We start from the raw sequence: 20,817 nt of genomic DNA on the forward strand, positions 1-20,817 counted from the left end.
GTTTACGGCGTGTCCCGCCAGCCCACCCCGATCCAGCCACCCACTGAAAATTCAGAGCCGACCAACCGCCGTTGCTGTTGCTGTTGCTGTTGCTGTTGCTTCAAAAGCCTGCCGCAGGCAGCGCCGCAGCCGCCGCTGCAAGGAAACCTGAATACGTTCGGACACCGCACCTCAATCCCCCGCCCGCGCGGCCGATAACGGGGTTGTCACCGCTTGTCCCGCTGTGACCGGCACGGCGCCGCCCGCCCGCTTCGACCTGGTCCTGCTCGATGAATCTCATGCATCGCTGGCAACACTACTTCAGCAACCTCTCCGTCCGGCGCAAGCTCAACCTGCTGACGCTGCTCATCGCGCTTGGCGTGATCGCGCTCTCGGTGATCGCCGCCCGCATGCAGTACCTCGACCTGACCGAGACCCGCAAGACTGCGCTGAAGACCCAGGTCGAACTCAGCTACGGCATCCTCCAGCACTACCATCGCCTGGCCGGTACCGGCGAGCTCAGCGAGGACGCTGCCAGGGCCGCCGCCCTGCAGGCGCTGGAAGTGATGCGCGCCGATAACGATGCCTACTACTTCAACATCTACGACACCGGCTACCGCCTGCTGATGCACCCGTTCCGCAAGGACCTGGTCGGCAAGGACATGAAGGACTTCCGCACCGACGACGGCGTGCGCATCTACTACGACCAGGTGGAAGCAGCCAAGGCCGGTGGCGGCTTCGTCAACTACCGCTGGGCCAAGCCCGGCAGCAAGGGCGAGGTCGAGAAGGTGGCTTACGCCGGCCTGTTCGCGCCCTGGAACTGGGTGGTCAGCAGTGGCGTCTACATGGACGACGTGCAGAAGCAGGCACTGGTGTTCACCGCCATCATGGCCGTCTCCGGTGGCGTGCTGGTACTGATCGTGCTGGCCCTGAGCTGGCTCATCGGCAACCGCATCGCCATACCGCTGAAGCAGGCAACGGCCGTCGCCGAGGGTATCGCCCGCGGCAAGCTGGACAGCCACATCGGCCCGCAGCCGCATGACGAGACCGGCCGCCTGCTGGACGCCATGTCGGGCATGCAGCAGCAGCTGCACGCGGTGATCAGCGGCCAGCGCGAGATGGCGCGTCGCCACGACGGCGGCGAACTGAGCTACCGCATCGATGCCAGCGCCTTCCCCGGCGAGTACGGGCTGATGGTGCAGGAAACCAATGCTCTGGTCGGCGGCCACGTGCAGACCCTGCACGATGTGCTGGATGTGGTGCAGCAGTACGCGGTGGGCGATCTGAGCCGCGACGTCGCGCGCTACCCCGGCGAGAAGGCCGCGATGACCACCACCGTCGACACGGTCAAGGCCAACCTCGGCCGCATCAACGCCGAGATCAAGCAGCTGGCCAGTGCCGCCGCCGCAGGCGACTTCAGCCGCCGTGGCGACGCGCAGCGCTTCGATCACGATTTCCGCCTGATGCTGGAAAACCTCAACGCGATGATGGCGGTCAGCGATGACAACCTCGGCAAGCTCTCGCAGCTGCTGTCGGCCATCGCCGAAGGCGACCTGACCGCGCGCATGCACGGCGACTACCAGGGCGTGTTCGCACGCATGCGGGACGACGCCAACACCACCGTCACCCAGCTGACCCAGATCGTCGGCCAGATCCAGGCCAGCGCCGGCAGCATCACACTGGCCGCCGGTGAGATCGCTTCGGGCAACAGTGATCTGTCGCGCCGTACCGAGCAGCAGGCAGCGAACCTGGAAGAGACCGCCGCGTCGATGGAGGAACTGACCTCCACCGTGCGCCAGAACGCCGAACACGCCCGCCAGGCCAATCAGCTGGCGATCGGCGCGCAGGGTGTTGCTTCTCAAGGCGGCAGCGTGGTCGGCCAGGTGGTCAACACCATGTCGGCCATCGAAGCTTCGTCGAAGAAGATCGCCGAGATCATCTCGGTCATCGACGGCATCGCCTTCCAGACCAACATCCTGGCGTTGAACGCCGCAGTGGAAGCCGCACGTGCCGGCGAACAGGGCCGTGGCTTCGCCGTGGTCGCCAGCGAAGTGCGTACCCTCGCCCAGCGCTCGGCCGCCGCGGCCAAGGAGATCAAGGGCCTGATCGATGATTCGGTCGGCAAGGTCGCCGAAGGCTCCAGCCTGGTGCACCAGGCCGGCAGCACCATGGGCGAGATCGTCGCCTCGGTGCAGCGCGTGACCGACATCATGGCCGAGATCTCCGCGGCTTCGCAGGAGCAGTCGGCTGGCATCGAGCAGGTCAACCAGACCGTGGTGCAGATGGACGAGACCACGCAGCAGAATGCTGCGCTGGTGGAAGAAGCCACCGCTGCCGCGCGCGCGATGGAAGAACAGGCTGGCCAGCTGGCCGACGCCGTAGCGATCTTCCGCCTGGACAACCAGGTCTCGGCCGCGATGAAGGCTGTGGCCGCGCGTGTCGAGCCGGTGCATGTTGCCGCCGCCGTGGCGCGTCCGCGGCCGGCTCCGACGCCAGCACCAGCACGCCGCACCGGCAGCAACGCCAGCACCTTCGTCGCCAGCGACAGCGACTGGCAGGAATTCTGAGACCCACCCGCGGCGGCTTCGGCCACCGCCTCTGCCGATGGACACGTCCCCCGTGCAAAGTCCTACTCCCATCGTCACCGGCCCGCGCGAATTCGAGTTCGCCGACCGTGATTTCCGCCGCGTCTGCGACCTGATCTACCAGCGCGTGGGCATCGCCCTCGCCCCGGCAAAACGCGACATGGTCTATGGCCGCCTGTCGCGCCGCCTGCGCACGCTGGGCATGCGCAGCTTCCAGCAGTATCTGGACCATCTGGAGCAGGAAGACGGTGACGAATGGCAGGCGTTCACCAACGCCCTGACCACCAACCTGACCTCGTTCTTCCGCGAACCGCACCACTTCGACAAGCTGCGCGAGGAGCTGCAGCAGCGCGCCAGCCGCACGCCGCTGCTGCTGTGGTCCTGCGCGGCGTCCACCGGCGAAGAGCCCTACTCGATGGCGATTACCGCCTGCGAGGCCTTCGGCACCCTGAAGCCACCGGTACGCATCATCGCCACCGATGTCGACACCCAGGTGCTGGCCACCGCCGGCCGTGGCGTCTACAACATCGATCGCGTCACCAGCCTCGATCCGGACCTGCGCCGGCGCTACTTCCAGCGCGGCAGCGGCCCCAACGAGGGCCAGTGCCGCGTGCTGCCAGCGCTGCGCGAGCTGATCGAGTTCCGCCCATTGAATCTGCTCGCCCCGCGCTACGACGTCGGCGGCCCGTTCGATGCGCTGTTCTGCCGCAACGTGATGATCTACTTCGACAAGCCGACCCAGCGCGCGATCCTGGGCCGGCTGGTGCAGCACCTGTCCGACGATGGCCTGCTCTACACCGGCCACTCGGAGAACTACCTGCACGCCGCCGACCTGATCCAGCCCTGCGGGCGCACCCTGTACCGCCGTGCGGCAAAGGCCGGCGCATGAACGCCTCGCTGCGTACCGATGATGTGATGCGTTACCAGGACGCGCGCTTCAAGACCATTGCAGCCAAGCTGCTGCCGACACAGTACCTGGTGGTCGACGACACCACCGCACTGACCACCACGCTGGGTTCCTGCGTGGCCGCCTGCCTGCGCGACCCGGTGCTGAAGATCGGCGGCATGAACCATTTCCTGCTGCCCGAGGGCAATGCCGGCGACGGCGCACCTGCGCGCTATGGCAGCTACGCGATGGAACTGCTGATCAACGACATGCTCAAGCGCGGCGCACACCGCAAGCGCATCGAAGCCAAGGTGTTCGGTGGTGCCAACGTGCTGAAGGGTTTCACCAGCAACCCGGTCGGCACCCGCAACGCCGAGTTCGTGCGCCAGTACCTGCAGGCCGAGCACATTCCGATCATCGCCGAGGACCTGTGCGGCATCCATCCGCGCAAGATCTGGTTCTTCGCCGATACCGGCCGCGTGGTGGTGCAGCGTCTGCCGCATGCCCATGAAGCCGAAGTGGCTGCGACCGAATCGGCCGTGCGTGCACGCCTGTCCAAGGCCCCGGTCACCGGTGGCGTGGAGCTGTTCGAATGACCCTGACCGGCAACGCCCCCTGCCGGGTCCTGATCGTCGACGACTCCGCCGTCGTGCGCCAGATGCTCACCGAGATCCTGTCCAGCGATCCGTCCATCGACGTGGTCGGCACCGCCGCCGACCCGCTGCTGGCACGCGAGAAGATCAAGCGCCTGGCCCCGGACGTGATCACCCTGGACGTGGAAATGCCGCGCATGGACGGCCTGGCGTTCCTGGAAAACCTGATGCGCCTGCACCCGCTGCCGGTGGTGATGATCTCCTCGCTGACCGAACGCGGCGCCGACACCACCCTGCAGGCACTGGCGTTGGGGGCTGTGGATTTCGTCTCCAAGCCGAAACTGGACGTGGCGCGCGGCCTGCAGGGCTACGCCGACGAGATCATCGCCAAGGTCAAGATGGCGGCGCGCTCGCGGGTGCGTCCGCTGGTGCGCGCTGCCGCACCGAAGCTCCTGCTGGAAGCCGCTCCTGCGATGCGCCCCGCCGCGCCGCAGTTCCGTACCACCGACCGCCTGATCGCGATCGGCTCGTCGGCCGGTGGCACCGAAGCCCTGCGCGTAGTGCTGGAAGGCATGCCCGCCGACGGCCCGGCCGTGGTGATGACCCAGCATCTGCCGGCCAGCTTCAGCAGCGCCTTCGCCGAACGCCTGGACCGGCACTCGGCGATGGCCGTGCGCGAAGCCAGCGACGGCGAAGCCGTGCTGCCGGGCCACGCCTACCTGCCACCGGGTGGCAAGCACCTGCGGATCATCCGCGACGGTGCGCGCTGGCGTTGCCGGGTCGACGACGGCCCGGCCGTGAACCGGCACAAGCCCGCGGTGGATGTGCTGTTCCGCTCGGTCGCGCAGAACGCCGGCGGCAACGCCATCGGTGCCATTCTCACCGGCATGGGCGATGACGGCGCACGCGGCCTGCTGGAGATGCGCCAGGCCGGCGCGCCGACACTGGTGCAGGACGAGGCCACCAGCGTGGTCTGGGGCATGCCGGGTGCCGCCTTCAAGCTCGGCGCCGCCGAGGAACAGGTGCCGCTGGAACGGATTGCCGAGCGGTTGCTGGCGCTCGCGCGCGGCTGATTGCCCGCCCCGGCTCAAGGACTCCGCTTGCAGTAGATCCACGCCATGCGTGGATGCCGTTGTAGAGTCGAGCCATGCTCGACTCATCGCGCATCGCACGAACAGCAGCCAAGCATGGACTCGGTGCTACAGGCCATCAGGCAAAAAAGGCACCGGCTTTCACCGGGGTTCTTCGTTTCAACGCGCTACCCGCATGTGTGCTTTGATAGCGGTATTGCACAAGGAACGCTGCACATGATCAAAGGCATATGGAAGGCCGCCCTGGCGGCCGTACTGCTTTCATTGCCACTGGCACCCGCCGGCGCCAGTGGCGATCTGTTCTACTTCGAGGCCAAGCAGGGTGATGTGTTCTTCATGCTGATGCTGGTGGGTCGCGAAGACCCCGGCGCGGTAAGCGTCAGCTGGAAAGGCGCGTCGATCCCGCCGTACCCCAACGTGCATCGCCGCTACTACATCGAATTCAACCGTGCAAAGCGCCAGGCCTACGTGTGTCCACTTGACCGTGATGGACTGCCCTGGTTCGAGATGGATGTCTCCGGTAAGCGCGGCAACGTGCTGATCGGCGGCCGTCGGTTGCAGGGCAACGCGGACTGGACCGTGCAATAGCGGATGCAGCAGACAAAAAACCCCCGGCTTTCACCGGGGGTTCCTTGTTTCAACGGGATGCCGGCCAGCGGCCGGCACTACCCTCAGGCAGCAACCGTCTTGGCCACGTCCTGGTATTCCTCGATCTGGTCGAAGTTCATGTAGCGGTAGATCTCCGCGCCATTGGCGTTGATCACGCCGATGTCCGCCATGTACTCCTCCTTGGTCGGGATGCGGCCCAGGCGCGAGCAGATCGCGGCCAGTTCGGCCGAACCCAGGTACACGTTGGTGTTGCGGCCCAGGCGGTTCGGGAAGTTGCGGGTCGAGGTCGACATCGCGGTGGAGCCTTCGCGGATCTGCGCCTGGTTGCCCATGCACAGCGAGCAGCCCGGCATTTCCATGCGTGCGCCGGTGGCGCCGAAGGTGCCGTACACGCCTTCCTTGGTCAGCTCGGAGGCATCCATCTTGGTCGGCGGGGCCACCCACAGGCGGGTCGGCAGGTCACGCTTGCCTTCCAGCAGCTTGGCAGCCGCACGGAAGTGACCGATGTTGGTCATGCACGAACCGATGAACACTTCGTCGATCTTGGCGCCGGCCACTTCGGACAGGGTCTTCACGTCGTCCGGGTCGTTCGGGCAGGCCACGATCGGCTCGTGGATGTCGGCCAGGTCGATCTCGATGACGGCGGCGTACTCGGCGTCGGCATCCGGCTCCAGCAGCTCCGGGTTGGCCAGCCACGCTTCCATCTTCTCGATACGGCGCTGCAGCGAGCGCGGATCCTGGTAACCCTCGGCAATCATCCACTTCAGCAGGGTGATGTTGCTGTTGAGGTACTCGATGATCGGCTCCTTGTTCAGGCGCACCGAGCAACCAGCCGCCGAACGCTCGGCCGAGGCGTCGGACAGTTCGAACGCCTGTTCGACCTTCAGCTCCGGCAGGCCTTCGATTTCCAGGATGCGACCGGAGAAGATGTTCTTCTTGCCAGCCTTGGCCACGGTCAGCAGGCCCGACTTGATCGCGTACAGCGGAATCGCGTTGACCAGGTCACGCAGGGTCACGCCTGGCTGCATCTTGCCCTTGAAGCGCACCAGCACCGACTCCGGCATGTCCAGCGGCATCACGCCGGTGGCAGCGGCGAAGGCAACCAGGCCCGAACCGGCCGGGAACGAAATGCCCACCGGGAAACGGGTGTGCGAGTCACCACCGGTACCAACGGTGTCCGGCAGCAGCATGCGGTTGAGCCAGCTGTGGATCACACCGTCGCCCGGGCGCAGCGAGACGCCGCCACGGGTGGAGATGAACTCCGGCAGGGTGTGGTGGGTCTTCACGTCCACCGGCTTCGGATAAGCGGCGGTGTGGCAGAACGACTGCATCACCAGGTCGGCCGAGAAGCCCAGGCAGGCCAGGTCCTTCAGCTCGTCACGGGTCATCGGGCCGGTGGTGTCCTGCGAGCCGACCGAGGTCATCTTCGGTTCGCAATAGGTGCCCGGGCGCATGCCCTGGCCTTCCGGCAGGCCACAGGCGCGGCCGACCATCTTCTGCGCCAGCGAGAAGCCCTTGCCGGTATCGACCGGCTGCACCGGCAGGCGGAACAGGTCGGTCGGGGCCAGGCCCAGCGCTTCGCGCGCCTTGCCGGTCAGGCCACGGCCGATGATCAGCGGAATGCGGCCACCGGCGCGCACTTCGTCGAACAGCACTTCGGACTTGACCTGGAACTCGGCGATCACTTCACCGTTCTTCAGCGCCTTGCCTTCGTACGGACGCAGCTCGACCACATCGCCGTGCTCCATCTTCGACACGTCCAGCTCGATCGGCAGTGCACCGGCATCTTCCATGGTGTTGTAGAAGATCGGGGCGATCTTCGAACCCAGGCAGACGCCACCGGCGCGCTTGTTCGGGATGAACGGAATGTCATCGCCGGTCCACCACAGCACGCTGTTGGTGGCCGACTTGCGCGAGGAACCGGTGCCGACCACGTCGCCAACGTAGGCGACCAGGTGACCCTTGTCCTTCAGGTCGAGGATCTGCTGGATCGGGCCGCGCTTGCCGTCTTCTTCCGGGGTGAACGGCGCGTCGTCGCGCTTGTTCTTCAGCATCGCCAGGGCGTGCATCGGGATGTCCGGGCGGGTGGTCGCGTCCGGTGCCGGCGACAGGTCGTCGGTGTTGGTTTCGCCCGGCACCTTGAACACGGTGACGGTCAGGCTCTGCGGCACTTCCGGGTTGCTGGTGAACCACTCGGCGTCGGCCCAGCTCTGCAGCACGGACTGGGCGTTGGCATTGCCGGCCTTTGCCTTTTCCTGCACATCGTGGAAGGCATCAAACACCAGCAGGGTCTTCTTCAGACCGTTGGCGGCGATGGTGCCGACGCTGGCGTCGTCCAGCAGCTGCACCAGCGGGGCAACGTTGTAACCGCCGAGCATGGTGCCCAGCAGTTCGGTGGCGCGCTCACGGCTGATCAGGGGGTTCTGCTCGCTGCCCAGGGCGATCGCCGCCAGGTACGAGGCCTTGACCTTGGCCGCGTCATCGACGCCGGCCGGCACGCGGTGGGTCAGCAGGTCGAGCAGGAACTCGGCCTCGCCCTGCGGCGGGTTCTTCAGCAGTTCGATGACATCGGCCGTCTGCTGCGCGCTCAGCGGCAGCGGCGGGATGCCAAGCGCAGCGCGCTCGGCGACGTGGTGGCGGTAGGCTTCCAACATGACAACTCCCGGGTAATGCGTAGGTTGAAAAAAAGTGGGCTCAGGCTTGCGGCACGATCAGCTTCAGGCCCTTGAAGTAGTCGCGGTAAAACGTGTCGTTCCAGGTGATCAGGCCATCGCACTGCAGCAGTGCGTGGGCGCCGACCATGAATTCGTCCAGGCTGCGGCGGCTGCCGCTGCGCTGGCGGTGGCGGCGGTGCATCTCGCCGGCGCGCAGCGCCGACTTGGCTTCCATCGGGTTGAAGTGCACGCCCATTTCTTCCAGCGCTTCGAGCACCTCGGCACCGCCACGCAGCGATGCGCAGACCTCGGCCAGGGTCGCGCCGCAGACCACCACGCGGCCACCGACCAGGCTCTGCCTGAGGATGGCTTCCACGGCATCGGCCTGCGGGCCATTGCTGAGCAGCTCGACCAGCACCGGAGAGTCGACGGCGATCATCACGGCTTATTCCTCGTCACGCACCGCACGTACCGCTGCGTCGGACGATTCGAAACCGTCCAGCGCGAACTTGCCGCGCGCCCGTGAAATGGCATCGTCAACACTCTTGCGCAGGATGATGCGGCTGCCGTCCAGCTCGACCTTCAGCAGCGTGCCCTTGGTCAGGCCGAGGGCATCACGCACCGCCTTGGGCAGGGTGATCTGTCCGCGTTCTGCAACAGTGGCTTCCATCGGTAGGCCCTCCAGAGTATGCACAAATTATACATACTTCCCCGGGCATACTTCCACCCTGAACAGGACCGGCACCCCGCCAGCCCTTGCCTCGCAAAGGATCGGCCACAAACGTGACATACGCCATACACCTTCCCCTGTAATCTGGAACCGATGCCGCAGGCAGGACCCGGCCCGGGTGAATCCATTCAGTTTGGGGTTCATACTGGGAGAACGGGGCCGTCAGGCCCGCGGCGACCGCAAGCAGGTCCGCCCATGCGCGGGCCACTGCAAGCCATCCGCAAGAAGGAGTTACCCCGCATGAGCGATTCGTTCTCCACCCGCAGCCAGCTGGACGTCGGCGGCAAGACCTACGACTACTTCAGCCTGCCCACGCTGGGCCAGCGCTTCGATATCTCCCACCTGCCCTACTCGATGAAGATCCTGCTGGAGAACCTGCTCCGGCACGAGGATGGCGGCATCACCGTCGGCAAGGACCACATCGAAGCCGTGGCCCGCTGGAACCCGGCGGCCGAGCCGGACACCGAAATCGCCTTCATGCCGGCGCGCGTGGTCCTGCAGGACTTCACCGGCGTGCCCTGCGTGGTCGACCTCGCCGCGATGCGCGACGCGGTGGTCAAGCTCGGCGGCTCGCCTGAGCAGATCAACCCGCAGATTCCCTCCGAACTGGTCATCGACCACTCGGTGCAGGTCGACGTGTTCGGCAAGCCGGACGCGCTGGACCTCAACGGCAAGATCGAGTTCCAGCGCAACCAGGAACGCTACGGCTTCCTGCGCTGGGGCCAGAAGGCCTTCGACAACTTCAAGGTAGTGCCGCCGAACACCGGCATCGTCCACCAAGTGAACCTGGAGAACCTGGCCCGCGTGGTGATGACGGCGGACAAGGACGGCAAGGCGGTCGCCTACCCCGATACCGTGTTCGGCACCGACAGCCACACCACCATGATCAACGGCATCGGCGTGCTCGGCTGGGGCGTGGGCGGCATCGAAGCGGAGGCGGCCATGCTCGGCCAGCCGTCGTCGATGCTGATCCCGCAGGTGGTCGGCTTCAAGCTGACCGGCAAGCTGCCCGAGGGCGCAACCGCCACCGACCTGGTGCTGACCGTCACCCAGATGCTGCGTAAGCTGGGCGTGGTCGGCAAGTTCGTCGAGTTCTTCGGTGACGGCCTGCAGCACCTGCCGCTGGCCGACCGCGCCACCATTGGCAACATGGCCCCGGAATACGGCGCCACCTGCGGCATCTTCCCGATCGACGCCGAGTCGCTGAACTACCTGCGCCTGTCCGGCCGCAGCGAAGAGCAGATCGATCTGGTCGAAGCCTATGCCAAGGCGCAGGGCCTGTGGCACGAACCGGGCAGCCCGCACGCGCAGTACAGCACCACGCTGGAACTGGACATGGGCACGGTGAAGCCGTCGCTGGCCGGCCCGAAGCGTCCGCAGGACCGCGTGCTGCTGGAAGACGTGCAGAAGAACTACCGCGAAGCCCTGGTTGGCCTGACCACCAACCGTGACAAGCGCAGCGACGATGTCTCCTCGTTCGTCAACGAAGGCGGCGGTGCCGCGGTCGGCAACGAGCAGCTGGCCAAGGGCTACGCCGACATCGAAACCGAAGGCCGCAAGGTCCGCCTGAAGGACGGCGCGGTGGTCATCGCGGCCATCACCTCGTGCACCAACACCTCCAACCCGGCGGTAATGATCGGCGCCGGCCTGCTGGCCCGCAACGCGGCCGCCAAGGGCCTGAACCGCCAGCCGTGGGTGAAGACCTCGCTCGGCCCAGGCTCCCGCGTGGTCACCGATTACCTTGAAAAGGCCGGCGTACTGAAGGAGCTGGAAAAGATCGGCTTCTACGTGGTCGGCTACGGCTGCACCACCTGCATCGGCAACTCCGGCCCGCTGCCGACCGAAGTCAGCGCCGGCATCGCCACCGGCGATCTGGTGGTCACCTCGGTGCTGTCCGGCAACCGCAACTTCGAGGGCCGCGTGCACCCCGAAGTGAAGATGAACTACCTGGCCAGCCCGCCACTGGTGGTGGCCTACGCCATCGCCGGCACCACCGACATCGACCTGACCACCCAGCCGCTGGGTACCGGCAGCGATGGCCAGCCGGTGTTCCTGCGCGACATCTGGCCGAGCAACAAGGAAATCGGCGACGTCATCGCTGCCACCATCGGCCCGGAGATGTTCAAGCAGAACTACGCCGATGTGTTCAAGGGTGATACCCGCTGGAACACCATCGCTTCGCCGGACGGCAACCTGTACGAGTGGAGCGATGCCTCCACCTACATCAAGAACCCGCCGTACTTCGATGGCATGACAATGCAGACCGGCAGCATCGACGACGTGCACGGCGCACGCGTGATGGGCCTGTTCGGCGACTCGATCACCACCGACCACATCTCCCCGGCCGGCAACATCAAGAAGGACTCGCCGGCAGGCCGTTTCCTGCAGGAGCGCGGCGTGCAGCCGGCCGACTTCAACAGCTACGGCAGCCGCCGCGGCAACGATGACGTCATGGTCCGCGGCACCTTCGCCAACATCCGCATCAAGAACCTGATGTTCGGTGGCGAGGAAGGTGGCAACACCCTGTACTACCCGGCCGGCGGCGGCCAGCCGGAAAAGCTGGCGATCTACGATGCGGCCATGAAGTACAAAGCCGACAAGGTGCCGCTGGTAGTGCTGGCCGGCAAGGAATACGGCACCGGTTCGTCGCGTGACTGGGCGGCCAAGGGCACCCTGCTGCTGGGGGTGAAGGCGGTCGTGGCCGAGAGCTTCGAGCGCATCCACCGCTCCAACCTGGTCGGCATGGGCGTGCTGCCGCTGCAGTTCCGCAACGGCGAGAACGCACAGAGCCTGGGCCTGGACGGTTCGGAAGTGATCGACATCACCGGCCTGCAGGACGGTGCCAGCAAGCGCGCCACGGTCACCGCCACCAAGGCTGATGGCACGAAGAAGACCTTCGAGGTCTCGGTAATGCTGTTGACCCCGAAGGAAGTCGAATACTTCCGTCATGGCGGCCTGCTGCAGTACGTGCTGCGCCAGTTGGCAGCAAAGTAACGGGTAACGCCGGGCCATGCCCGGCGCATCCTGCAAGCAAACGCAAAGGGCCGGATCCTCACCGATCCGGCCCTTTGCTTTGGCGTTCACCGGTCATGGCCCGGCGCTAACTACCGCCGCGGTGCGTCCGGGTCGGTGCGCAGTGCCTTCAGCAGGCCCCACATGTAGAACGCCAGGGTGAACGAGAACGGCAGGCCGCACAGCACCACCGCCGTCTGCATCGCACTGAAGTTGCCGGCCAGCAGCAGACCGACGCTGGCCACGGTGATGCCGGCCGCCCAGAACACGCGCAGCCAGATCGGCGCGTCATGCCCGTCTTCCACGCCATCATCAACGCGACGGGTGCACAGGTTGGCGATCATCAGCGTGCCCGAATCGACCGGGGTCAGGAACAACACGAAGCCGATCACCACCGCGGCACCGGCCACGTACGGCGCGGCGGGCAGGTACTCCAGCAGCTTGAACAGCGTCATCGCCGCATCGTGCTGGGCCACGTCACCCAGGATCGCCTGGCCATGGTTGAGCACCAGGTCGATAGCCGTGTTGCCGAAGATCGACAGCCACGCCAGGGTGAAGCCGAGCGGGATCAGCAGCACGCCCATGATCACTTCACGGATGGTGCGGCCACGCGAGATGCGCGCCACGAAAAGACCGACGAACGGCGCCCAGGCGATCCACCACGCCCAGTAGAACAGCGTCCACGAGCCCATCCACTCACGGCCCTTCGGGTCGTTGAGGTACATGTCGAAGCTCTTGCGCACGAATGCGCCGAGATAATCGCCGGTGTTCTGGATCAGACCATCGAACAGGTGCAGGGTCGGGCCGGTGACCAGCACGAACAGCAGTAGGCCGCACAGCAGGCGCACGTTGAGGTTGGAGAGCCAGGCAATGCCCTTCTCCACACCCGCCACCACGCCGATGGTGGCCACCACCATCATCACCAGCACGATTGCCACCAGCACCTGCGGCGTATCCGGAATGTGGAACAGGTAGACCAGGCCGGACTGCACCACCAGCGCGCCGATGCCGAGGTTGGTCACCATCGAGATCAGCGTGGCAAGGATGCCGAAGCCATCGACCATGTCGCCGATGCGGCCATGGATGCGCTCACCGAAGATCGGGTACAGCGCCGAGCGCAGCGCCAGCGGCAGGTCGCGGCGGTAGGCGAAATAGCCCAGCGCCACGCCGACCAGCGCATACAGCGCCCAGCCGTGCAGGCCCCAGTGCAGGAAGGTCAGCACCATCGCCTCGCGGCCGGCGGCCACGGTCCCGCCGGGCTGCCCGGGCGGATTGAGGAAGTGGTCCAGCGGCTCGTAGGCGCCGTAGTACAGCAGCGCAATGCCGATGCCGGCCGAGAACAGCATCGACACCCAGGCCACGTAGCCGAACGCCGGTGATTCCTCGTTGTGGCCCAGGCGGATGCGGCCGTACGGCGAGAACGCCAGCCACAGCACGAAGCCCAGGCACAGCACGATCAGCAGCATGTACCACCAGCCGAACGCCGCCGAGACTTCGGCCTGCGCCCACTGCAGCCAGTGCTCGCTGCTTTCGGGATAGAGAACGGTAAGCAGCCCGAGGATGCCGATCGACACCGAGGAGCTGAAGAAGACAAAACGATTCAAGCGCAGGGGCGAACGCTTGGGATGAGCCAGGGAAGACATGGGGTCGTCTCATCAAGTCCGAGGGGGCACATGGGCGGGGCCGGACCGGTAAACCGGGCCCATGGCGTGGGGCGCGAGCGCATCCTAGGGTTTATTGATTGAACGTTCAATCAATAAAAAGCATAATGGCGGGCAGCCCGATCCTTCGGGTCGCAATCCGTGGAGAGACAATGCCGAAGAAAGGCGTGGAACCGGTACGGCGCGAACAGCTGATCCGGGCCACTTTCCAGACCATCGACGAGATCGGCATGGCCGATGCGACCGTCGCCACCATCGCGAAGAAGGCAGGGCTGTCCAGCGGCATCGTCGCCCACTACTTCGGCGACAAGGACGGCCTGCTCAATGCTGCAATGCGGCAGATCCTGCGTGAACTGAAGGACGCGGTCGCCCGCTACCGTGCCGACGCTGGTGACGACCCGCGCGAGCAGCTGCGCGCCATCGTCGATGGCAACTTCGACGACAGCCAGATCAACGGCACCGCGATGCGCGTCTGGCTGACCTTCTGGGCCGCGAGCATGCACCAGCCGGAACTGGCCCGGCTGCAGCGCGCCAACGACCAGCGCCTGTTCTCCAACCTGTGCCACCAGTTCAACCGCCTGCTGCCCCACCCGCAGGCCCGCCTGGCCGCCCGTGGCCTGGCCGCGATGATCGACGGCCTGTGGCTGCGCGGCAGCCTGGTCGGCGGCCAGTTCAACGCCGAGAAGTCCCGGCGCATTGCTTACGGCTACATCGACTTCCAGTTGCAGGCTGTCGCGCTATAAGCGCTTCAGCACCCGCCCCCTTCCAAGGAGTACGCCCCATGACCACCCTGCCCGTCCAACAGCTCTACATCCACGGCCAGCGCGTCGATGCCACCAGCGGCAAGACCTTCAGGACCGTGAACCCGGCCACCGGTGACGTGATCGCTGAAGTGCAGGTCGCCAGCCAGGCCGACGTCGAACGCGCCGTGCAGAGCGCGGCCGAAGGCCAGAAGGTGTGGGCGGCGATGACTGCCATGGAGCGTTCGCGCATCCTGCGCCGCGCCGTCGAGATCCTGCGCGAGCGCAACGACGAACTGGCGCACCTGGAAACCCTGGACACCGGCAAGGCGCTGGCCGAAACCACCACCGTGGACATCGTCACCGGCGCCGACGTGGTCGAGTACTACGCCGGCCTGGCCACCGCCATCGAAGGCATCCAGCTGCCGCTGCGCGAATCGAGCTTCTTCTACACCCGCCGCGAGCCGCTGGGCGTGGTCGCCGGCATCGGCGCCTGGAACTACCCGATCCAGATCGCCATGTGGAAGTCGGCCCCGGCCCTGGCCGCCGGCAACGCGATGGTGTTCAAGCCGTCCGAAGTGACCCCGCTGACCGCGATCCGCCTGGCCGAGATCTACACCGAAGCCGGTGTGCCGGCCGGCGTGTTCAACGTCGTGCAGGGCCCGGGCCGCGAGATCGGCCAGTGGCTGACCGAGCACCCGGTGATCGAGAAGATCTCCTTCACCGGCGGCGTCGCCACCGGCAAGAAGGTCATGGCCAGCGCCGCATCCTCGTCGCTGAAGGAAGTGACCATGGAGCTGGGCGGCAAGTCGCCGCTGGTGATCTGCGATGACGCCGACCTCGACCGCGCCGCCGACATCGCGGTGATGGCCAACTTCTTCAGCTCCGGCCAGGTCTGCACCAACGGCACCCGCGTGTTCGTGCCGCGCAGCATGCTGGCCGCGTTCGAAGCCGCCGTGGTCGAGCGCGTCAAGCGCATCCGCATCGGCGACCCGATGGCCGCCGAGACCAACTTCGGCCCGCTCACCAGCTTCCTGCACATGGAAAACGTGCTGCGCTACATCGAAAGCGGCAAGGCCGAAGGCGCCCGCCTGCTGACCGGCGGCGGCCGTGCCACCGAAGGCGCGCAGGCCAATGGCGCCTACGTGCTGCCGACCGTGTTCTCCGACTGCCACGATGACATGACCATCGTCAAGGAAGAGATCTTCGGGCCGGTGATGAGCATCCTCGCCTACGACGACGAAGACGAAGTGGTGCGTCGCGCCAACGACACCACCTTCGGCCTCGCCGCCGGCGTGGTCAGCAAGGACGTCAGCCGCGCCCACCGCATCATCCACCGCCTGGAAGCCGGCATCTGCTGGATCAACACCTGGGGCGAATCGCCGGCCGAAATGCCGGTCGGCGGCTACAAGGAATCCGGCGTCGGCCGTGAGAACGGCCTCTCCACCCTCGGCCACTACACCCGCATCAAGTCTGTGCAGGTGGAACTGGGCGACTACGCCAGCGTGTTCTGATCGGCGCGCCCCGAGCGCGCACCTTCGTCCGGCCACTGCGCCGATCCGACATTCCGCCGGGACGCCTGCATGCAGCGCGCCCCGGCCTGCAGGAGACACCCATGAGCACCCATAACGAGTACGACTACATCATCATCGGCGCCGGTTCGGCCGGCAACGTGCTGGCCACCCGCCTCACCGAAGATGCCGATGTCAGCGTGCTGCTGCTGGAAGCCGGTGGCCCGGACTACCGGCTCGACTTCCGTACCCAGATGCCGGCGGCACTGGCCTTCCCGCTGCAGGGCAAGCGCTACAACTGGGCGTACAAGACCGATCCCGAGCCCTTCATGAACAACCGCCGCATGGACTGCGGCCGTGGCAAGGGGCTGGGTGGCTCGTCGCTGATCAACGGCATGTGCTACATCCGCGGCAACGCGATGGACTACGACAACTGGGCCAGCATGCCCGGCCTGGAAGACTGGACCTACCTGGACTGCCTGCCGTACTTCCGCAAGGCCGAAACCCGTGACATCGGCCCCAACGACTACCACGGTGGCGAAGGTCCGCTGCGGGTGACCACGCCGAAGGCCGGCAACAACGAGCTGTTCGCCGCGATGGTCGAGGCCGGCGTGCAGGCCGGCTACCCGCGCACCGACGACCTCAACGGCTACCAGCAGGAAGGCTTCGGCCCGATGGACCGCACGGTGACCCCGAAGGGCCGTCGTTCCAGCACCGCCCGTGGCTACCTGGACCTGGCCAAGCCGCGCCCGAACCTGACCATCGTCACCCACGCGCTGACCGACCGCATCCTGTTCTCGGGCAAGCGTGCGGTGGGCGTGCAGTGGCTGCACAACGACCAGCCGCAGCGTGCCACCGCCCGCCGCGAAGTGCTGCTGTGTGGCGGCGCCATCGCCTCGCCGCAGATCCTGCAGCGCTCGGGCGTCGGCCCGGCCGACCTGCTGCGCAGCCTCGACATCGACCTGGTGCACCACCTGCCGGGCGTCGGCGCCAACCTGCAGGATCACTTGGAGATGTACCTGCAGTACGAGTGCAAGAAGCCCGTCTCGCTGGCCCCGGCTCTGAAGCTGTACAACCAGCCGGCCATCGGTGCCGAGTGGCTGTTCCTGGGCACCGGCATCGGCGCCAGCAACCAGTTCGAGGCCGGTGGCTTCATCCGCAGCGACGCCGAATTCGACTGGCCGAACCTGCAGTATCACTTCCTGCCGGTGGCGATCAATTACAACGGCTCCAACCCGATCAAGGCACACAGCTTCCAGATGCACGTCGGTTCGATGCGCTCGCCCAGCCGCGGCCGCATCCACGTGCGTTCGAAGGATCCGCGCGAACATCCGAGCATCCTGTTCAACTACATGTCGCACGACCAGGACTGGCGCGAGTTCCGCGCGGCGATCCGGATCACCCGCGAGATCTTCGCGCAGCCGGCCCTGGCCCCGTACAGCGGCCGCGAAATCTCGCCGGGCAGCGCGCTGCAGACCGATGCGCAGATCGATGCGTTCGTCCGCGAGCATGCCGAGACCGCCTACCACCCGTCGTGCTCGAACAAGATGGGCCATGCCGATGACCCGATGGCGGTGGTCGACGGCCAGGGCCGCGTGCACGGGCTGGAAGGCCTGCGCATCGTCGATGCCTCGATCATGCCGCAGGTGGTGACCGGCAACCTCAACGCGCCGACCATCATGATGGCCGAGAAGCTGGCCGACGTGATCCGTGGCCGCACTCCGCTGGCCCGCAGCACCGCGCCGTACTACAAGGCCAACGGCGCACCGGTACGCAAGCAGGGCTGACGCAAGCGCCCCGCTTGGGGCCACGGTAGTGCCGGCCGCTGGCCGGCATCCACCGGAATCCCGATCGAGCGCAGATGCCGGCCAGCGGCCGGCATTACCAAGCAAAGAGGCCCCTCGGGGCCTCTTCGCGTTTTCCCTACGGCGGGGTATGCTGCAATGAACGGCCATTGTCGATACGCTCAGGGCCGTAACCTAAAACATCACGATTCCTGGAGGGGGAATATGAGTCTGGATCGTCCCTGGCTGCAGAGCTATCCGAAAGGCGTTCCCGCCGAAATCGACGTCAACGAATTCCATTCGGTCGCCTCGGTCTTCGACGCTTCCGTCGCGAAATTCCGCGACCGTCCCGCCTACTCCAGCTTCGGCAAGGTCCTCACCTATGGTGAGACGGACGCGCTGGTCACCCAGTTCGCCGCCTACCTGCTGGGTGAGCTCAAGCTCAAGAAGGGTGACCGCGTCGCCCTGATGATGCCCAACTGCCTGCAGTACCCGGTGGCCACCTTCGGCGTGCTGCGCGCCGGCCTGACCGTGGTCAACGTCAACCCGCTGTACACCGCGCGCGAACTCAAGCACCAGCTGGTTGATGCCGGCGTCAGCGCCCTGGTGGTGGTCGACAACTTCGGCGACACCGTCGAACAGGTCATCGCCGATACGCCGGTCAAGCACGTGGTCACCACCGGTCTGGGCGACCTGCTCGGCGCCAAGGGCGCGATCGTCAACTTCGTGCTGAAGTACATCAAGAAGATGGTGCCCAACTACCACATCAAGGGCGCCGTCCGCTTCAAGCAGGCGCTCAAGCTGGGCAGCCGCCACGCGCTTCCGGCGGTCGAGATCGACCACGACGACATTGCCTTCCTGCAGTACACCGGCGGGACCACCGGCGTGGCCAAGGGTGCGATGCTGACCAATCGCAACCTGATCGCCAACATGCAGCAGGCGTCGGCGTGGCTGTCCACCTCGGGCATCGAGCCGGGCAAGGAAGTGATCATCACTGCCCTGCCGCTGTACCACATCTTCGCGTTGACCGCGAACGGGCTGGTCTTCATGAAGTTCGGTGGCTGCAACCACCTGATCACCAACCCACGCGACATGAAGGGCTTCGTCAAGGAGCTCAAGGGCACCCGCTTCACCGCCATCACCGGCGTCAACACGCTGTTCAACGGCCTGCTCAACACCCCGGGCTTCGACGAGATCGACTTCTCTTCGGTCAAATTCACCCTGGGCGGCGGCATGGCGGTGCAACGTGCCGTGGCCGAACGCTGGAAGAAGGTCACCGGCGTGACCCTCGTCGAAGCCTATGGCCTGACCGAGACCTCCCCCGCGGCCTGCATCAATCCGCTCACCCTGCCCGAGTACAACGGTGCCATCGGCCTGCCGATCCCGTCCACCGATGCCTGCATCAAGGACGACAACGGCAACATCCTGGCGCTGGGCGAAGTGGGCGAGCTGTGCATCAAGGGCCCACAGGTGATGAAGGGCTACTGGCAGCGTCCGGAAGAAACCGCCACCGCCATCGATGCGGACGGCTGGCTGCACACCGGCGACATGGCCAGGATGGACGAACAGGGCTTCTTCTACATCGTCGACCGCAAGAAGGACATGATCCTGGTGTCCGGCTTCAACGTGTACCCGAATGAGGTCGAAGACGTCATCGCGATGATGCCGGGCGTGCTGGAAGTCGCCGCCGTCGGTGTCCCGGACGAAAAGTCCGGCGAAGTGGTCAAGGTCGTGATCGTGAAGAAGGACCCGAACCTGACCGCGGAAATGGTCAAGGAACATGCGCGGGCAAACCTGACCGGTTACAAGCACCCCAGAATCGTAGAATTCCGAAAGGAGCTGCCGAAGACCAACGTCGGCAAGATTCTCCGTCGCGAGCTGCGTGATACGCCCGCCCAGTAAGGGTTTCCGGGCAACGGGAGAGTGCAGGGACCCCGCCGGAGACGGCGGGGTCTTTTTATTACCGGAACATGGCCGGTACAGCGCTTGCGGGCGGTTCACGACGGGTGCATAGAATCAGTCGCCGCCGCACGTTCAGCCCGCCCCCTCACTCCTCTCCGTCCGCTCTGCGGTTGGCCGGACGGTCACACGGAGAACTCCCATGTCCGCAGTACGCCCCATCATCACCCGTCCCTCGCAGCACCCTACCCTGCGTATCACCGAAGAACCCGAGCGGGATGTCTACTGGATCCACATGCACGCCAACCTGCTCAACCAGCCGGGCCGGCCGTGCTTCGCCTCGCGCCTGGTCGATGACATCGTCGACTACCAGCGCGAACTGGGCGATCGCCTCAGCGCCTCGCACGCTCTGTCACCCCATGTCGTTCTTGCCTCGGACAGCGACGTGTTCAACCTGGGTGGCGATCTCGAACTGTTCTGCCGCCTGATCCGCGAGGGCGACCGTGCCCGCCTGCTCGACTATGCCCAACGCTGCGTGCGCGGCGTGCATGCCTTCCATGCCGGCCTGGGCACCCGTGCCCACAGCATCGCCCTGGTCCAGGGCAATGCACTGGGTGGCGGCTTCGAGGCCGCACTGAGCTGCCACACCATCGTCGCCGAGGAAGGCGTGCTGATGGGCCTGCCCGAGGTGCTGTTCGACCTGTTCCCGGGCATGGGCGCCTACTCCTTCCTGTGCCAGCGGATCAGCCCGCGCCTGGCCGAGAAGATCATGCTGGAAGGCAACCTCTACACCGCCAGCCAGCTGAAGGAAATGGGCCTGGTCGACATCGTGGTGCCGGTGGGCGAAGGTGTTGCCGCGGTCGAACAGGTGATCAAGGAAAGCCGGCGCATTCCGCACGCGTGGGCGGCGATGCGTGAGGTCAACGAGATCGCCACCATGGTGCCGCTGCATGAAATGATGCGGATCACCGAGATCTGGGTGGACACCGCCATGCAGCTCGGCGAGAAGTCCCTGCGTACCATGGACCGGCTGGTGCGGGCACAGGCCCGGCGCAATGGCGACCCGGCCTGACAGCGCGGCGG

Annotated in this window: 15 protein-coding genes; 11 read left to right on the top strand and 4 right to left on the bottom strand. The window is 66.0% G+C overall.

Going from position 1 to position 20,817, the window contains the following annotated elements:
- Window positions 1–269 precede the first annotated feature (269 nt).
- The 5 genes from R1L06_RS18445 to R1L06_RS18465 all read left to right on the top strand — a co-directional run bounded on the left by R1L06_RS18445 (window position 270) and on the right by R1L06_RS18465 (window position 5,722).
- A complete protein-coding gene (locus R1L06_RS18445; protein WP_317218425.1) occupies window positions 270–2,546 on the top strand; it encodes a methyl-accepting chemotaxis protein in 2,277 nt (758 codons plus the stop codon).
- A gap of 37 nt (window positions 2,547–2,583) precedes the next feature.
- Window positions 2,584–3,453 carry a CheR family methyltransferase gene (locus R1L06_RS18450; protein ID WP_088025867.1) on the top strand — a complete coding sequence of 290 codons (870 nt, stop codon included), beginning with the start codon at window positions 2,584–2,586 and terminating at the stop codon, window positions 3,451–3,453.
- Window positions 3,450–4,046, top strand: a complete 597-nt coding sequence (gene cheD, locus R1L06_RS18455) for a chemoreceptor glutamine deamidase CheD (RefSeq protein ID WP_008264676.1) — start codon at window positions 3,450–3,452, stop codon at window positions 4,044–4,046. The genes R1L06_RS18450 and cheD overlap by 4 nt, the downstream gene beginning before the upstream one ends.
- Window positions 4,043–5,116: a protein-glutamate methylesterase/protein-glutamine glutaminase gene (locus R1L06_RS18460; RefSeq protein ID WP_153854877.1), complete on the top strand. Its 1,074-nt coding sequence runs from the start codon at window positions 4,043–4,045 to the stop codon at window positions 5,114–5,116. The genes cheD and R1L06_RS18460 overlap by 4 nt, the downstream gene beginning before the upstream one ends.
- Before the next feature lie 234 nt (window positions 5,117–5,350).
- Window positions 5,351–5,722, top strand: coding sequence for a hypothetical protein (locus R1L06_RS18465; protein ID WP_317218426.1), 372 nt, complete (start codon window positions 5,351–5,353; stop codon window positions 5,720–5,722).
- An 83-nt stretch (window positions 5,723–5,805) separates the two neighbouring features.
- Here R1L06_RS18465 and acnB read toward each other — a convergent pair whose 3' ends face one another.
- From acnB to R1L06_RS18480, 3 genes are read right to left on the bottom strand one after another with little or no spacing between them, the layout of a single operon-like run.
- The gene (acnB, locus tag R1L06_RS18470; protein WP_032129839.1) at window positions 5,806–8,397 is read right to left on the bottom strand and encodes a bifunctional aconitate hydratase 2/2-methylisocitrate dehydratase; all 2,592 of its coding nucleotides are present in this window, start codon (window positions 8,395–8,397) and stop codon (window positions 5,806–5,808) included.
- 40 nt (window positions 8,398–8,437) lie between these two features.
- Window positions 8,438–8,836: a type II toxin-antitoxin system VapC family toxin gene (locus R1L06_RS18475; protein WP_008267153.1), complete on the bottom strand. Its 399-nt coding sequence runs from the start codon at window positions 8,834–8,836 to the stop codon at window positions 8,438–8,440.
- 6 nt (window positions 8,837–8,842) lie between these two features.
- Window positions 8,843–9,067, bottom strand: a complete 225-nt coding sequence (locus R1L06_RS18480) for an AbrB/MazE/SpoVT family DNA-binding domain-containing protein (protein WP_005409505.1) — start codon at window positions 9,065–9,067, stop codon at window positions 8,843–8,845.
- A gap of 300 nt (window positions 9,068–9,367) precedes the next feature.
- Here R1L06_RS18480 and acnA point away from each other — a divergent pair, with 300 nt between their 5' ends.
- A complete protein-coding gene (acnA, locus tag R1L06_RS18485; RefSeq protein WP_317218427.1) occupies window positions 9,368–12,121 on the top strand; it encodes an aconitate hydratase AcnA in 2,754 nt (917 codons plus the stop codon).
- A 110-nt stretch (window positions 12,122–12,231) separates the two neighbouring features.
- On the opposite strand, the gene R1L06_RS18490 is transcribed toward acnA, so the two are convergent.
- Window positions 12,232–13,782 (bottom strand): BCCT family transporter, encoded by a 1,551-nt coding sequence (locus tag R1L06_RS18490; RefSeq protein WP_032129837.1) that lies wholly within the window; start codon window positions 13,780–13,782, stop codon window positions 12,232–12,234.
- A 170-nt stretch (window positions 13,783–13,952) separates the two neighbouring features.
- Here R1L06_RS18490 and betI point away from each other — a divergent pair, with 170 nt between their 5' ends.
- The 5 genes from betI to rpfF all read left to right on the top strand — a co-directional run bounded on the left by betI (window position 13,953) and on the right by rpfF (window position 20,806).
- On the top strand, window positions 13,953–14,543 hold the full coding sequence (gene betI / locus R1L06_RS18495) for a transcriptional regulator BetI (protein WP_005416394.1): 591 nt from the start codon (window positions 13,953–13,955) through the stop codon (window positions 14,541–14,543).
- Between the two features lie 38 nt (window positions 14,544–14,581).
- A complete protein-coding gene (gene betB, locus R1L06_RS18500) occupies window positions 14,582–16,054 on the top strand; it encodes a betaine-aldehyde dehydrogenase (RefSeq protein ID WP_317218428.1) in 1,473 nt (490 codons plus the stop codon).
- 101 nt (window positions 16,055–16,155) lie between these two features.
- Window positions 16,156–17,838, top strand: coding sequence for a choline dehydrogenase (betA, locus tag R1L06_RS18505; RefSeq protein ID WP_014037074.1), 1,683 nt, complete (start codon window positions 16,156–16,158; stop codon window positions 17,836–17,838).
- A 222-nt stretch (window positions 17,839–18,060) separates the two neighbouring features.
- Window positions 18,061–19,737 (top strand): long-chain fatty acid--CoA ligase, encoded by a 1,677-nt coding sequence (locus R1L06_RS18510; protein ID WP_317218429.1) that lies wholly within the window; start codon window positions 18,061–18,063, stop codon window positions 19,735–19,737.
- Between the two features lie 199 nt (window positions 19,738–19,936).
- Window positions 19,937–20,806 carry a diffusible signal factor synthase RpfF gene (rpfF, locus tag R1L06_RS18515; RefSeq protein WP_317218430.1) on the top strand — a complete coding sequence of 290 codons (870 nt, stop codon included), beginning with the start codon at window positions 19,937–19,939 and terminating at the stop codon, window positions 20,804–20,806.
- Window positions 20,807–20,817: the final 11 nt, after the last annotated feature.

Source organism: Stenotrophomonas mexicanensis (assembly GCF_032911605.1).
GTDB lineage: Bacteria > Pseudomonadota > Gammaproteobacteria > Xanthomonadales > Xanthomonadaceae > Stenotrophomonas > Stenotrophomonas maltophilia_A.